This window comes from Paenibacillus sp. FSL F4-0236, from assembly GCF_038000135.1.
Taxonomy (GTDB): Bacteria; Bacillota; Bacilli; order Paenibacillales; family Paenibacillaceae; genus Paenibacillus_AQ.
Map to the genome: position 1 here is coordinate 5,152,718 of NZ_JBBOBK010000001.1, position 15,842 is coordinate 5,168,559.

Annotated in this window: 11 protein-coding genes; 3 read left to right on the top strand and 8 right to left on the bottom strand. The window is 44.8% G+C overall.

From position 1 onward, the window contains the following. Positions 1 to 12: 12 nt before the first annotated feature. Both NSQ29_RS23100 and yicI read right to left on the bottom strand, forming a co-directional pair. Positions 13 to 1,179, bottom strand: coding sequence for an SGNH/GDSL hydrolase family protein (locus tag NSQ29_RS23100; RefSeq protein WP_341126176.1), 1,167 nt, complete (start codon positions 1,177 to 1,179; stop codon positions 13 to 15). 124 nt (positions 1,180 to 1,303) lie between these two features. Next, the gene (gene yicI, locus NSQ29_RS23105; RefSeq protein ID WP_339800645.1) at positions 1,304 to 3,625 is read right to left on the bottom strand and encodes an alpha-xylosidase; all 2,322 of its coding nucleotides are present in this window, start codon (positions 3,623 to 3,625) and stop codon (positions 1,304 to 1,306) included. 127 nt (positions 3,626 to 3,752) lie between these two features. On the opposite strand from yicI, the gene NSQ29_RS23110 reads away from it, so the two are divergent. Next, on the top strand, positions 3,753 to 4,643 hold the full coding sequence (locus NSQ29_RS23110; RefSeq protein ID WP_042185052.1) for an AraC family transcriptional regulator: 891 nt from the start codon (positions 3,753 to 3,755) through the stop codon (positions 4,641 to 4,643). Positions 4,644 to 4,661: 18 nt separating this feature from the next. Here the strand turns inward: NSQ29_RS23110 and NSQ29_RS23115 are convergent, their stop codons facing one another. The 4 genes from NSQ29_RS23115 to NSQ29_RS23130 form a co-directional block, all read right to left on the bottom strand. After that, positions 4,662 to 6,626 carry a glycoside hydrolase family 127 protein gene (locus NSQ29_RS23115; protein ID WP_341126177.1) on the bottom strand — a complete coding sequence of 655 codons (1,965 nt, stop codon included), beginning with the start codon at positions 6,624 to 6,626 and terminating at the stop codon, positions 4,662 to 4,664. A gap of 51 nt (positions 6,627 to 6,677) precedes the next feature. Next, entirely contained in the window at positions 6,678 to 7,538 is an 861-nt protein-coding gene (locus NSQ29_RS23120) for a carbohydrate ABC transporter permease (protein ID WP_149646412.1), read from the bottom strand. A 1-nt stretch (position 7,539) separates the two neighbouring features. Beyond that, the gene (locus tag NSQ29_RS23125) at positions 7,540 to 8,463 is read right to left on the bottom strand and encodes a carbohydrate ABC transporter permease (protein ID WP_341126178.1); all 924 of its coding nucleotides are present in this window, start codon (positions 8,461 to 8,463) and stop codon (positions 7,540 to 7,542) included. Positions 8,464 to 8,621: 158 nt separating this feature from the next. Continuing rightward, positions 8,622 to 9,965, bottom strand: coding sequence for an ABC transporter substrate-binding protein (locus tag NSQ29_RS23130; RefSeq protein WP_341126179.1), 1,344 nt, complete (start codon positions 9,963 to 9,965; stop codon positions 8,622 to 8,624). Between the two features lie 229 nt (positions 9,966 to 10,194). On the opposite strand from NSQ29_RS23130, the gene NSQ29_RS23135 reads away from it, so the two are divergent. Further along, a complete protein-coding gene (locus NSQ29_RS23135; RefSeq protein WP_076299098.1) occupies positions 10,195 to 11,082 on the top strand; it encodes a helix-turn-helix transcriptional regulator in 888 nt (295 codons plus the stop codon). A 58-nt stretch (positions 11,083 to 11,140) separates the two neighbouring features. On the opposite strand, the gene arfA is transcribed toward NSQ29_RS23135, so the two are convergent. After that, the gene (gene arfA, locus NSQ29_RS23140) at positions 11,141 to 12,655 is read right to left on the bottom strand and encodes an arabinosylfuranosidase ArfA (RefSeq protein ID WP_445739173.1); all 1,515 of its coding nucleotides are present in this window, start codon (positions 12,653 to 12,655) and stop codon (positions 11,141 to 11,143) included. Between the two features lie 225 nt (positions 12,656 to 12,880). Here arfA and NSQ29_RS23145 point away from each other — a divergent pair, with 225 nt between their 5' ends. Continuing rightward, on the top strand, positions 12,881 to 13,639 hold the full coding sequence (locus tag NSQ29_RS23145) for a hypothetical protein (protein WP_341126180.1): 759 nt from the start codon (positions 12,881 to 12,883) through the stop codon (positions 13,637 to 13,639). A 102-nt stretch (positions 13,640 to 13,741) separates the two neighbouring features. Here NSQ29_RS23145 and NSQ29_RS23150 read toward each other — a convergent pair whose 3' ends face one another. Next, complete coding sequence (locus NSQ29_RS23150; RefSeq protein WP_341126181.1) at positions 13,742 to 15,811, bottom strand: class I SAM-dependent methyltransferase; 2,070 nt, start codon at positions 15,809 to 15,811, stop codon at positions 13,742 to 13,744. Between the last annotated feature and the right edge of the window lie 31 nt (positions 15,812 to 15,842).

The following is a 15,842-nucleotide window of genomic DNA, read 5'->3' on the forward strand; positions in this document are numbered from 1 at the left end:
ACTTATATTTTCTTATATTTTTAAAAAGGCGTCCGCGACCGTCTTACCGGCTATGCCGTTCGGATGCGGGTCGTCTGTTCCACTCATAAACTCTGGTCTGATCCGGTGATCGTCTGGTGCAGGCAATGACAATAGGCTTGCTATATCAAACACCCGGCTCACACCTATACGCGGATTAGACAAAATCTCACGATTCACCTTGCGCCAAGTTTCTTCTCTTTCACCCTGAAAATTGAACGGTGGCACCGTACTTAGAATAATATTAGCTTCAGCATTTGCCCCCTTGATCTTAGAAATAATGGTCTGCAAGTCACCAAGAAGCTCGTCCGCCGAACGGCAGCCAATATCAATATCATTTACTCCGAGTACGATCATCACTTCATCACTTTGCTTAGTTTTGTTTAGCCATGGACCATCCGCGGCGACATCATAAGCTCTAGCCCAGCCAGAGCCAAGATTCCATACACCAATATCCGTGCCAAGGCCATCCGCAATTCTCGCGACCCAATATTCGTACTCATCCTTTAATGTCCGCACACCTTGAGTAATCGAATCCCCCAAGAATACTAGTTTCTTGGTAACAGATTTCTTATACCCAATGAAGCTTGGCAGTACCAAAAGATTATCAGACGCTGTAAAACCATCCGCTGATTGTTGTGCGGCAAGATTTCCGGGCGCGTCATAAGCTGAAACCAGCATCCCTTCAACATTGAAAGGAATCGATTTACCTGCAGTGAGTGTCTTAATCGTCCACGTAAACGCCAAGTAATGACCCTCCGGCAGAACAATGCTTGTCTCATCACTCCAGAAACATTCGCCAGCCGCAACGGTTTTTGAGGCTTTGCCCTCAAAGGTAAGCTCATGCTGTGTATTCTCAGCTATTGTTCCGTCTGGTTCTGTTCCTCCGTCAGCGATATAAGCTGTCTCGATAACCCAGTCGCCTCCAGGTTCACTGCCTACAGCTTCTTGCCCTTGATCCCATGTAGAATCCACCGCGTTGCTATGCCAGAACTTTAACTTCAACGTACCATTTTCCCTTAAACGAATATAAGTCCGGAAGGTATGCGTAAATGGTTCTTGCCTATTCATTATAAAATTCGCTGCTGTTGAAAGAACCGTTGCTGAGGTATATTCCGTCTGGTTCAATACTCCACTTCCCTTTGTTAAATTAGTATCCATAACGTTCCCCCGTTATTCAGTAAGATTGTAACACTAAAACCTCTCCAATAAACCAAGGGAACAGATCGTCCACCCAGTTTACAAGAGAGGTAATGGCTATATCAATATGCTTTAAGAAACAATCTTATTTCAATGTAATCGTAAACGATACGGTTTTTGCACCTGCGTTTACTTTTACTGTAGTTTCATCTACTTGCTCTGCACCTTTTACAGAAGCGATAGCTCCCAGATCTTTAAGTGAAAGCGAGAATTCTTTACCGCTACCTTCCGCAGTAACTGTTACCGTACTGCCTTTACGGTCAGCCTTCACAGTCAATTCAGGAGCACCTTTGAGATCACGAACGGTTGCAGAAGTCGTAGTGCCATCTTCAAGTGAATATAAGCCGAATTTAACGCCATTCGCATAGTCGTAATCCGGTTTGTTATCCACACTGCCGATTGCCAGCAAGGAATTCTGACGAACGAATAGTGGCAGGCTAAAGAAATCATATTTCTCTTTGCGCCATGATCCACCTTGTACGGTTTCACCAGTAAGCAAGTGAGTCCAGCGACCAGCCGGCAAGTAGTACTTCGCTTCGCCGTTTTCTTGGAAGATTGGGGCTACAAGCAAGGATTCACCTAGCATGTATTGACGATCCAACACTTCGCAAGTAGGATCTTCCGGGAATTCCATAACCATAGCCCGCATAGAAGCCCACCCATGTTCATGAGCCTGTCCTGCTACATCATACAGATAAGGCATCAAGCTACATTTGAGTTTGGTGAAGAAACGGGTAACATCACAAGCTTCATCATCATAAGCCCAAGGCACACGGTACGAAGTGCTACCATGCAAACGGCTGTGACTGGACAATAGTCCAAACGCCAACCAGCGTTTGAATACATGTGCCGGAGCCGTGTTCTCAAAGCCACCGATATCATGACTCCAGAAACCGAAACCAGACAATCCTAGAGATAATCCACCGCGAAGGCTCTCTGCCATGGATTCATAATCTGCGTAGCAGTCACCGCCCCAGTGAACTGGGAACTGTTGGCCACCGGCAGTTGCAGAACGTGCGAACAATGCCGCTTCATTTTTACCAAGCTTCTCTTCTAGCACTTCAAATACAACCTTGTTGTACAATTGAGTGTAGTAGTTGTGCATTTTCATCGGATCAGATCCATCGAAGTAAACTACATCTGTAGGAATACGCTCGCCGAAGTCTGTCTTGAAGCTATCTACGCCCATATCTACCAAATCACGCAGGTAGCCGGCATACCATTCACAAGCCGCAGGGTTGGTGAAGTCCACCAGTGCCATACCTGCTTGCCACAAATCACATTGATAAACGTCACCATTAGGTTTTTTGAGCAGATAACCATTTTTCTTGCCTTCTTCAAACAAGCGGGAACGTTGCCCGATATAAGAGTTGATCCATACGCAGATCTTCAGCCCTTTATCTTTCAGTCGTTTCAGCATGCCTACTGGGTCAGGGAATACGCGCTCATCCCACTGGAAATCGGTCCATTGATATTCACGCATCCAGAAACAATCGAAGTGGAATACGCTCAGTGGCAGATCGCGCTCTGCCATACCATCTACGAAGGAGTTTACGGTTGCTTCATCGTAGTCGGTAGTGAAAGAAGTCGTCAGCCACAGGCCGAATGTCCAAGCCGGAGGAAGTGCAGGTTTGCCAGTAAGTGATGTGTAGTTGCTGATAACTTCTTTGATGGTAGGACCATCAATCACGAAGTATTCTAAGCTTTCTCCAGCAACGCTGAATTGCGCTTTTTTCACTTTTTCCGAAGCGATCTCATAAGAAACCAACTCAGGGTGGTTAACAAATACGCCATAGCCTTTGCTGCTTACATAGAAAGGAACATTCTTATAAGCTTGCTCGGAGCTAGTACCACCGTCTTTGTTCCAAAGATCTACGGTCTGTCCATTCTTTACAAAAGCGGTAAAACGCTCGCCCAAACCGTAAACGAATTCACCTACACCGAGATCCAGCTCTTCACGCATATACGTGTTGCCGTCTTGATCCGTGATATAAGCCATGGACTTGAAACCGCTGCCTGTAATTCTCTCGTCTCCACGATAGAAATCCACAGCCCATTGTTGGCCTTTGCGAATCACTACACGCAGTCCGCCGCTGATCAGCACAGTCTCGGAATCGTTTTCTTCAATCTTAACGTGATCTCCAGTACCTTTCGTGAGTTCGAAGACTGGACCGCGTTCTTGTACGCCATCATGATGAATAATCTTAACCCCTACCACACCTGGAAGCGGGGAATGAAATTTTACAGTAAGCAGGGTTGAATTCAGCGTCGCTGAACGCCCTGTGATTGGAGTTGTTTGAGTAATTGCTGTTAATCCATCTGGAGTCTTTTCTACAACATAATTTTGAACTGCACCGTTAATCGTGATACCATCACGCACCAGCCAGAGACCATCAGTAAATTTCATTGTGTACTTGCCACCTTTCAATTTGGTGTTTATAGTTGCATTATACCGATAAAAAATAAACAAAACTAATACTATATAGCTCATTTATAACACTATTTTGATGTTTTATCCGAAAGGAGTGGCATTTATGGACCGTACAACCCAGAGTTTGCTAAAAGAAGACAGAGTGCATGGCGATAGCATGTTTCCGCTTGCAGCTTATTGGATAGAATTACCAGCTGGAACACATGTCCTCGATACCCATTGGCATGAAGAAGCGGAGTTTTTTATGCTGCTCGAAGGAGAAATTCTGTTTCAGGTGGATACCGAATATTTCCCACTTAAAGCCGGTGAGGCTGTATTTATCGAGTCTGGTGATATTCACGCTGCCTATGTACTGAACGAAGATACGCCCTGCAAATTTTGTGCGCTCGTGTTTCTTCCTGATCTTCTCGCTAGTGCCCAATATGATACGATCCAGCAGAACACCATCTTACCCCTTCAGGAGAAAAGACAAAGCTTTCCTCGCCACCTAACACCGGCTGTGAAATGGCAGCATGAACTTCTCGGGCACTTAGAACGCATGATGGACGCCTACGCTGCGCAATCTCCCGGGTTTGAAGCTTTTATTAAAGGCACGTTACTCATCATGCTCTCGCTGATTGCTCCAGAGGATCGTTTTGTAAACCGCAGCCAGTTGGATGACGCTGATACTACTAAGATCAATCGACTTAAGAAGATTATTCTCTATATTCAGGATAACTATCAGGAGCCGATTCGAACTCGGGACCTCTCCGACCTTATCCCCATGAGTGAAGGACAGTTCTGCCGCTTTTTCAAAGAAATGACCCGTAAGACTCCAGTAGATTACATTAACTCTTACCGAATTCGCCAAGCCGCCGATCTACTTCAACAAAGCAACAGAAAAATATCCGACATCGCATTCGAGGTCGGATTTGATAATGTGAGCTATTTTATTAAAGTGTTTCGCAGAGCGATGAAATGCTCGCCTTCGGAGTTTAGGAAGGGGTCCCGTTGACATCTTATTGTTCGACTTCTATTCATCGGTCGCTTCTTGAATCCAAACTGTCATCTCACCAATCCCGCGGTTTGCCCAGGTAAAGTATGGGATGAATTTCAACTCCGCAGGTTCCATGCTCCAGAGAGAATCACTGCGGTATAGTTCATCCGCCCATTCCTCCGTGGGTTTCATACGCTGTCCGGCTGCCCGAATCACTTTCACGCCTCCTGGGGAGCCCATCTGTTCTGAGATCGTAAACTCCGTCTTCCGTGGAAGCTGAAGCTGATACAAACCTTTACCGTTATCCACCTGCTCCATGCAATATACGAATGGCCCACGCTGCAGTGCGACTTTGCTAAACGTCTGTCTGACTTGCGGATGACTCTTCATGATCTGGACCGGCATAGAGAATGAGATTTCAACCTCTTCTCCAGGTTTCCATTCACGAGTCAGCTCGATATAACCATTCTTCTCTCCTGTAAAATAAGTCTTGTTCCCTCCATCCACTGTAACCTCAGCTTGGTCGCACCATTCCGGCAGACGAAGTGCGAGCGTGAACTCACTGGTCTGTTCAGGAGTGATAATAAATCTGGATTTTCCTTCAGAGATGTATAGAGACTGTTGCTCAATTCTAACCGATGCCCCGTTTATTACGGCTTCCATCTGCCCGCCAATGTAAAGCTGCACATAAATAGAAGCATCTTGAACGGTATAAACATACTGTCCGAGCGAAGCCAGTAGACGAGAGACGTTCGGAGGGCAACAAGCACAGCTGAACCACCCCTGACGTTCGGCCTTCACATGGTTATAATTTTTATTTTTACCAAGTACCTCTGGATAGACCTCCAGCGGATTCACGTAGAAGAATTTCGTCCCGTCCAGTGACATCCCGCTGATTACGGTATTGTATAACGCCCTCTCCATCACATCTGCATATTTGGAGTCTTGGTGCAGACGCAGCATACGCTTGGCGAAAAATATCAGTCCAACTGATGCACAAGTCTCAGCGTAAGCTAAGTCACCTGGTAAGTCATAATCGGCAGTAAAAGATTCTCCTTGCTCCATTGAGCCAATGCCGCCGGTGATATACATTCGTTTATTGACGATGTTATCCCATAATTCGCAGCAAGCTGCCAGCATTCCAGCATCCCCGGTTTCAGCAGCGATATCTGCCATCGCTGTACACATATAAACCAAGCGTACCGCATGTCCTTCAGCCTTGCCCTGTTCTCTCACAGGCAGATGAGACTGACTGTACTGATGATCGTGAACCATCGACAATTGAGGAAAATGTAATCCTCTTCCCCTCTTCTCCCACTCCTGCTCAAAATAATGAGGTTTCTCCCCCCGCTGATCCAAGAAATAGCGACTCAGGTTCAAATACTTCTCATTACCTGTGGCATGGTACAGTTTGACGAGAGCCAGTTCAATTTCCTGATGCCCATCATAACCCTTCAGCTTCCCTGGCTCCTGTCCAAATACCGTATCTATGTAATCCGCAAACCGCGAAACGGCATCCAGCAGCTTTCTTTTACCCGTTGCCTTATAATAGGCTGTCCCAGCTTCAATCATATGCCCTGCACAGTATAGCTCATGGCATTCCGCCAAATTACTCCACTCACGACCTGGTTCCTTAAGCGTGAAATAAGTATTAAGATACCCATCCTCCCGCTGAGCCTTGACGATAATATCAATAACACCGTCTACGACCTTCTCCAGCACAGGATCACGTTTTTCCTCTATTAAATAGGCTGCTGCTTCTAACCACTTGGCCACATCGCTGTCCTGAAACACCATGCCGTAGAATTCGCCCTGCTCAAGTCCAGCGGCGATTTTAAAATTGTGAATGGCATGACTTGGCTCTGCACCTGGTATACGATCGTTCAGCGCCTCCCATTGATAGGGAACCATAACCTCACGCACTAGACGAATATATTCTGACCAGAACGGGTCCTGAATTTGATTTTTTCTTACCTCGTGTGTTGCAACTGACTGACTCATGTTAGAATCTCCTCTCTTCTCTGTAGGGTGTAAATTCACACTACATCTGGTCTATCCCTTGACTCCGCCAACCGTCAATCCTTCAATAAAGAAACGCTGGAAGAACAGAAACAGAAGTAAAATAGGCAGGATGGCTAGCACCGCACCCGCAATCAGCGCATCATAATTGTTACCTAGTGGGGACACAAATGAAGCGAGCCCAATGGGCAGAGTGAATTGTTCGGTTGTCCGTAGCACAATAAGTGGCCACAAGAAGTTATTCCAGCTGTTCATCGCTTGCAGAATCGTAATTGCACCAAAGGCCGGAGCCATCAGCGGCACCATGATTCTGAAGAAGATCCCGTATTCTGTGCATCCGTCTATTCGACCAGCATCCATGAAGTCTCGCGGTAGACCCAGTGCAAACTGGCGAAAGAAGAATATCGGCAGCGGCGCCACCACAAACGGCAAGATAACGCCCCAAATGGTGTTAATCAGCTTCAGTGAGATGGTCAATTTATAAAGTGGAAGAATAATAATCTCCACCGGAATCATCATTACAACAAGAACGAGCGTAAAGATCAGGCTCCGGCCTTTGAATCGGTACATTCCTAGCCCGTAACCTACCATGGAGGAGAGCAGCAAGCTCAACAATGTAAAGAGTGTTGTAATCACTGCACTATTCTTATACCATGCAAAATAATTACCTGCCGCACCCACACCTGAAAAAATACTCTTATAGTTATCCAAACTCATCAGATTGAAATCTAGCCTGACATTCAATCCATAGCGGAATAATTCTGTAGCCGGTTTAAGGGATGCTAGAAATAATGCATACAATGGAAACAGCATGAACACTGCAAGAATAAGGAACAAGAGTAATAGTAGTATGGAGGCCGCAGAAAATTTATTTTTTTTGTTATCCTGCATCATCTTATTCCTCCTTCTTAAACAAGCCGGTAAGTGTTAATTGCACCAAGCTGACCACCAGTGTAATCGCCAGCAGTGTAATGCCAATTGCCGCCCCAAAACCGAGATCGAAATACTGGAAACCTTGTTGATAGATGTAACCTACCATTGTAAGCCCGATATTTTGCGGCGATGGCTTACCCGCCCATAGCATATAGCTTTCTGTAAACATGGCGTAACCGCCATATATAGTAATCGTCACGACATACACCGTGATCGGTTTCAAAAGTGGAACCGTAATCCTCATGAATTTACGCATTTTACCTGCACCATCGATTTCAGCTGCCTCATAGAGTTCACCGGGAATACTCTGCAGTGCAGATAAGAAGTACAGTACATTAATGCCGATCCATCGCCAGCCCGCCAGCACAAGCAGTGCAAACATTGCTAGATTCGAACTGTACAACCACTGCTTGCTCTCGAGCTTAAACAAATGAAGAATCGTGTTCATCAAAGCCCCATCCAGTTCACCGAAAATGAGACGGAAGATCACACCTGCAACAACTACGGAAGTCAAAGCAGGAATAAATATAGTCGATCTAAAAAAATTACTTGCTACCATTTTCTTCGAATTCAAAAATACAGCCAGCACCATCGGAACTGGTATCAGAAGAAGCAACGTCCAGAGTGTATACCTCGTGCTGTTAAACAACGCTGCCCCGAAATTTTCATTCCATAGCTTTTCATAATTATCTAAACCCACGAAGGATGTTTCTCCGGGTAATACTTCCTGAAAGCTCATGATGACAGCGTTAACCAGTGGATAAGCAAAGAAAATAAGAAAAGACAAAATAAAGGGCAACACGAATACATAAGGCGCTATTTTTTGCGAATTGCCCAGTTGATATCTTCGCTTTGTAGTGCGAACGATCTCCCTTTCTATTTGCATAACGTTACCTCCAGTCGGGTTAAATCCCCCCACATCCGCGGGTTCTTTCGTCTACTTATTGTCTGTCACCCCGGGTCTCGTACTCGCTCACTTATAACGGTACTCTTTATCGTGCAGGGGATGACAGACAACCAATAGAACATGATGCTTTATGATTCCTACTTCAGACTGGCCTGCACGTCTTTAAGTACTTGGGCCGGATCTTTCAGATCTTTAAAAATTTCTGGCATCGCCTTATTGCGAACGGCATCAAATACTTCAGGTGATTTCTCACGGATATTGACTGGAGCGATCTCATCTTTAACGCTAATGAGCGTATCAAAAATATCAGTCCCAAAATAATCAGTGAATTTATTCGCTTCTTTCATCGCCGGATCTGTCCATACATCCGTACGAATCGGGTCAAACCCGAGCTGCTTCCAAATTTGAATGTTGCCTTCTTTAGACAATTTGGCATAAGACAAGAATTTCTTTAGTAAAGCCTCTTCTTTGGTTTGGTTCGTAATAGAAGTTGCTGTACCGCCCATCCCTGCTGAACGATTACCGCCTTCTTCCCATGCTGGCATTGGACGAATAATCACTTTTCCCTTCAGATCAGGAATATGGTCTGTAAAGCGATTCATAAACCAGAAAGGCATAAATACCGAAGCTGCACTGCCGGAATCCATGTATCCAAAATACTCCTCAGTATCGTGACCCGCGCCCGGAGCTACAGCAGCAACACCCTCCTTCACTAGCTTTTGAAAGAACTCCATCGTCTTCACATTAATCGGATTGTCAACGGTTACATTTCCGTCCGCATCCACTTGGTCTGAACTCTGTTGACTAATCGCTGGCCACCAAGACCAGTTTCCGTTCCCTTCAAAAGTAATCATCGGCTTGCCTGTTTTCTCAAGCACCTGTTTACCTGCAGTTTCCATATCACTCCACAGCTTAATATCATCTGCGTTCACACCGGCTTGATCCAGGATTTCCTTGTTGTAGTACATTACAGTTGCGCCTACATGATAATCAATCCCGTAATAAGTGCCGTCTTTACTGTATATGTCTACTCTCGATTTGACGATATTTCCGAGCTCAGGCTCCAGTATGTCGTTCAGAGATACAAGCTGCGGTTTCCCTTTCATGAAATTCGGAAATTTACTTTGCTCAATATCAACTAAATCCGGTGCACCCACGCCTGATTGCAGTGCCAACAGTAGCTTGGTATGCATGTCATCATAAGGAATGGTTGTAGCTTCTAGAGCAATCTGTTCATCCGGATGACTTTCATTCCAGCTGTCCGCCATACTCTCATAGAATTTTTGGTGCGCATCCACAAAGGTCCAGAAGATGACTTTTTTCGGTTCCGTCTTAGTGGCGGTATCTGTACTCCCCTTGCTTTCGTTCGTTTTTGCTGGCTGGTTGTTTGAAGTTTTTTCTTTATTTCCTCCACCGCAACCGCTGAGCCCCATAACTACAATCAACAATATAACCATCGTGAAAAGTGATGCCTTTTTCATTCAGCTTCCTCCTTGAATGATTTATATACTTAACCCCTTAGGGAGTAAGTTGGGTAGCGCTTACACAACGTAGCTTGTACCAAAGTACCGCTTCAACATTGTGCATTGGATTACATTATTACAACATTAAAAGGAAACGCTTTATTTATAATAATACATGTTATATCATGAAAATAAACGATCGATTACAACCTGATTTTTAAAAATTACAACCTTTTGGAGGTGTAAGATGAGCTCCCCGATTCTCCACTTTATCACACCACCTATTCCTTATTTCATAGACTGTGGCCGTGCCCATTACGATGCTGGAGACTATCATATCAGTCGAAACTGCATCGGTGTGTTTGATCTCATCATCGTTAAGAAGGGCATCCTGCCAATCGCAGAGAACGATTTGCAGTGGGAATTAAAAGAAGGCCAATTTCTCATCCTTCGTCCAGACGCACATCATTATGGCTTCGCCCCCTGTCCTATAGAAACCGAAATCATTTGGATTCATTTTCAGACCTTTGGTAGCTGGAAAGAGTGTCAGGATATGAACGAATGTCTGGATAATCAGAGCGAGCTCATCGAGAACCATAAACAGAAAGCATATTTGAATCACTGTGATGTATGTTCGATCTTTATTCCGAAACATATGGAGATCTCACAAAAAGCAATGGAGGTGCTGGAGTTCTTTTTTCAGCTGGAACAGGAGCCCCAGTCGATGCGTAACTGGAAGCGTCAAGCCTCCTTCCAACAGTTCCTGCAATTCTTAGACCGTGATCTTGCAGAGGCGTCAGATGCAACCGCCATTCAACTGGCTGAGAAGATTGAGCTGTTCATTCGGCAAAACTACACACGTGAGGTGACCAACTCCCTCCTTCAAAAGGAGCTCAACTATCATCCCAACTACCTCGCCAAAAATATGCTGAAAATATACGGTGTAACGCCTATGGGATACCTTCTGTCCTATCGCCTGGAGCAATCCAAAAGACTGTTAATCCAGACCTCCTGGTCCATTGCACGTATTGCTGAAGAGGTTGGCTTTCATCATATTACTTATTACTCTTCCTGCTTCTCCAAGAAAGAAGGGATCTCTCCCTCAAATTTCAGACGAAAATTCACCTGTAAATAGACAAGAAGAAACGGTTGACGCCCTTAAAAGGACGTGAACCGTTTCTTCAATTATTCACTTAAGCACGTTGCAAGCGAATAACATTCCAAGATAATTTAGATAAGGACGCCGTGAGGTGCCCGTCGACCGCTTTTGCATCCCCACGATCATGTGGTGTTACCATAGCTTGCTGTGCTACTGTATTTACTGCTTTTACATCCGCGTTCTCCAGCACGGTATGCTGAATCACACGATATCCCTCAAATCCTCGAATATCACATTCCAGCAGCAACATGTCTTCCAGACTTTTATTTACCGCAAAAATAACCAGTTCCTCATTCTCTTCGTTATAAACTACACTGGAATCTAGCAGCGGTACATCCGTATAATCCTTACTGTCATATAAAGGTGAAGACACGATAGGATGCAGCACCGTTCCCCGGCCATACAAGGACGTATGCATATAGGGATAGAAAATACTTTGACGCCAAGCTAAGCCTCCACTTACGGTCATTATAGGTGCAATCACATTAACCAACTGAGCCAAGCAAGCAATCTTTACTCGGTCGGCATTGTTCAGTAGCGTGATCAACATACTTCCGACCATCAGTGCATCTTCAAATGTATACTGGTCCTCCAGTTGAGCTGGTGCTACTTGCCAAGGGTCAATCTGCTTGTCTGACTCCAGGGTATGAAACCAGACATTCCATTCATCGAAGGAAAGATACATCGTCTTCTTGCTGCGTTTTTTTGCCTTGATATAATCACATACAGCGACGATTTCTTTTATAAAAAGATCCATATCCAGTGATTTAGCAAGATAGTTTGCCGTATCGTTCTCTGCATTTCCGTAATAGGTATGCAGGGACAGATAATCAACCTGCTCATAAGTATGATCCAGCACAGTAGCCTCCCACTCAGCATAGGTAGGCATGGAACGGAATGAACTTCCGCAAGCCACCAGCTCTATGCTCGGATCAACCAGTCTCATCGCTTTAGCGGTTTCGCTTGCTAGTCTCCCATATTCGGTTGCTGTCTTCTGGCCAATTTGCCAAGGACCGTCCATCTCGTTGCCAAGACACCAAGTCTTAATGCCATGCGGCTCCTCGAAGCCATGAGATCTTCTCAAATCGCTATAATAAGAGCCAGAGGAATGATTGCAATATTCAAGCAGATTTCGTGCCGCATCTACGCCTCTCGTCCCTAGATTGACCGCCATCATAACATCCGAACGGATTCCTTTTGCCCAGCGAATAAATTCATTCGTGCCTACTTCATTGGGTTCTGTCGTTCGCCACGCTAATTCCAGTCTTCGAGGACGATCTGCTACTGGTCCTACTCCATCCTCCCAATTGTAACCGGATACAAAATTACCTCCAGGATAACGAATCATCGGCACACCAATCTCTCCGATCATTGAAGCTACATCTTGCCGAAATCCGTGTTCATCTGCTGAAGGATGGCCCGGATCATATATCCCTCCATATACCGCACGGCCCAAATGCTCAATGAACGAGCTATAAATTCTAGGATCTACCTCAGCCAGTTTGAATTCCTTTTCTATGGTCATCTTGGCCTTTTTCGACATGGTCATCACTCTCTCTCGTCTTTAGTTATGTTGATTAGTTCCACTACTTAAACAATTACAACCTACAAGTAAGCGCTATATAACTAATATTAACAACATCAGTGTGGAATGAATATCAAGATATTGAACTACTTTTTTAAAATTTCCAACCACAATTTCTTTATTAATTCTTCCTGTTCATCTACCGATATATTATAGATAGATCTTATCGTCGTAGGAGGAGAATGAGCTATGCATATAACGAATATGACCTCTGCTATGGGAACGAGACTTAATGTAGCTGTTAGTCACCAAACTAACGATAAAACCATAAATTCAAACAGCAAGACAAGTGGTAGCGGAGACCACTTATCGATAAGCAAATCTGCAAAAGCAGCTTTTCATAATCAATCTAAAATGAGCGGAATGGTTGATTCTCTACTTAAACAAAAACAGAGTATCATCGATAGCAAGAACAGCCTAATTGAAAGAACCACCAAAAGCTCACATAACCTTGATTCTATTCAAGATCAACTTAAGGAATTCGATAAACAGCTCCAAACGATTGACCAACAAATTGCGAAGTACACCTTTGAAGAGCAACAAAAGAACTTAGAAAAAGCTCAAAAAGAAGATCTATCGGATAAACCTAAAACCGAGCAAGAGATACAAAACGAAAGATTGAATACGATTGTTGCTATAAGCCAAAATGTTTCACAAATGGAGGTAGTTTCTTCTACCCATTCTAAGATGCATGGCGAGGCAAGAGTTCTGACCAAGGAAATCGAATCGGATGAAGCTCGTTCTACTCATTCTGCAACAGCCAAACGTGAGCAGTTATCCAAAATCGAAGATAGAATATCGGAAATGAATGAAACGTTAGGCGATACCATAAAAGACACCGGAGATAAAATTAAAGATCAGGAACGGACTGAGAAATTAGCCACCTACCAAGAAATTCAGCGTTTAGCCGAAGATTCTGATAAGTCGCAGCTAGAAATACTAATCTAACAAAGACAAAATTCTCTATATAGAAAAAGCAATCGGACCTCTACCACATCAAAGGGGTTGCCGATTGCTTTTTTATATGCAGATGATGTTATCTTTCAACAACTATTCCTTCCGAATCACGATAAAGCAGGTGCTGTCTGGCAAGGCCACTTCCTGTCCGCTCTCATCCATGAACCTTACTCTATCGCGCAGCGCTTCGGTATAACCTTCTTGCAAGTAATGCCGGAAGACTTCAATCTTCGCTTGCTTTCCTAAAGTCTGTTCAATAAATGAGGCAAACTCCGTAGGGGTAAAATAACCAAACTGTTCCTGTACTTCATGAATGTAAGCCTCTTCGCCCCAGGTATACGTATATAAAAACTCCATGGCATCATTAACAGGCATGAGTACTTCTTCTTCCCCTAATCTCTGATACTGAAGCTGACGTCCGGCAAAATCCTTCGCATAACGCTCCAGCCACGCCATACCGTCCTCCTCCAGAAAACGAACTTTCCGCAGCAATGCTGTGGGTTCGGTCATTATCCCATCGCGGATAATGATAACCCCGCCCACTGACAATACATCAAAAGCACTTCGCAGGGCGGCCGAGACGGTGTCATGATTGAACTTTTTACCATTAAGCGGCACATAAGAATATAGCTCATGCAAAATCGAAGAAAAAATTACCGTACCCACCGTTCCAGCCTCCACGAAATCTTCAAGGTTCAACGCATCTCCCTGCAGGACCTCCCACTGACGACCTTCCCGTTGCTTGCGCTGCCGCAGAGCTTCCACTACATTGCTCGATATATCAATGCCGATAGGGGTAACCTCTGGCATCCGCTCTTCCAGCAAATCCAGCAGCACACCGCCGCCCGGGCCGATATCCAGCACTTTTTTCCCAATGACATGCTCCAGAATCACAGCCTTATAATCTGCGGTATTATTCATTTGACTTAAGTAGGTATCTTCATTATGAAAACGGTCGAAGGCGTCTCTGCGTAGCTCGAACAAGTCGAATAACAGCAACACAGCACGTTCATACAAGGGCGATTTTTCAGCTTCCATACAGAATTCGATCAGCTTCTCTGCCGCTGCCGAGAATTGAAACTGAAAAAACACCGTGTCTGGCAGATGTTCCTTAGCATATGGACGAGGCATTAGATGAGGATTCTCATCAGGTAAAATCCCTTTTTCGATATCCTCCCATCTAAGCTCCGATAAATATTTTTCTATAATCCGCTTCTTATAAACATTGATCTTCTTAACACCCTTGTAGTCATAGTAAATGCTGTTCATAACCTGCTCGAAGCTGATATGACGTAGGGGTTCATTCTGAGCCCTTTGAGCTGCAAGCAACATCACCTTCAGAAATTGCTCCAACGAGAAAGTCTGCATTGCAGATTCCACATACCAGAAGATAGTGTTACTTAAAGACTCCAACCGTTCCGCATGGAAGCCTTCCTGTGTCAGCTTTGCCCACTCCGTAGTGAAATCCTCTCCTCTAGAGATCGGACCTAGCCGCATTCTGCGCAGTCTTTCTTTCATCGGCATTGGACTAGCAAGTTCACCGGATGAAATCAGAGCGATAAGCTGTTTCACTTCATGCTCTACATTCAGCCATAGCTCGGGAGATACAGCTCCGATGATGCAATGATTGAGTACGGTTAGCAAACGTTCAAGTTCCTCGGCAGTCAGTAACTGTTCCTCCACAAGATCACGAAGCGGCTTATTTACTTCCGGAGGCACCTCCCCACGGATTTGCTGTCCTATCAGTCCATGGGTTTCAATAAGCCGATGAACCAGTGCGCTTTTGTCAGAGACCGTACCGCTCAAATATTTCCCGTATAACTGTGCGGAGCCAATGTTATGTACAAAACAGTTAATGCCTTCCTCCTGCCAAAGTAAACGCTCCTTCAATGTGCCACCCTTAGCTGCTTCTGACCAGATTAATGTTTCTTCCACAAGCTCTTTGATCCAAATCGAACGGGGAAGCTGGTCTAGCAGCTGCAAACTGCGTTCCACATAATCCAGCACGGGATTCCTGCGGTCCAACTCCTCCAGAGATTCCACTCGCTCCAAATTTACAATCTGCTCCTCGGCTTGGACAATAAGCTTCAGCCAGAGGTTATCCTCCAAATGATCTTGTATTCCTTCACGGTATAAGGTGATGGCTTCCAACGATTTCAGCATATACTCCTCCTTCGCTCCAAAGTGGAGACTA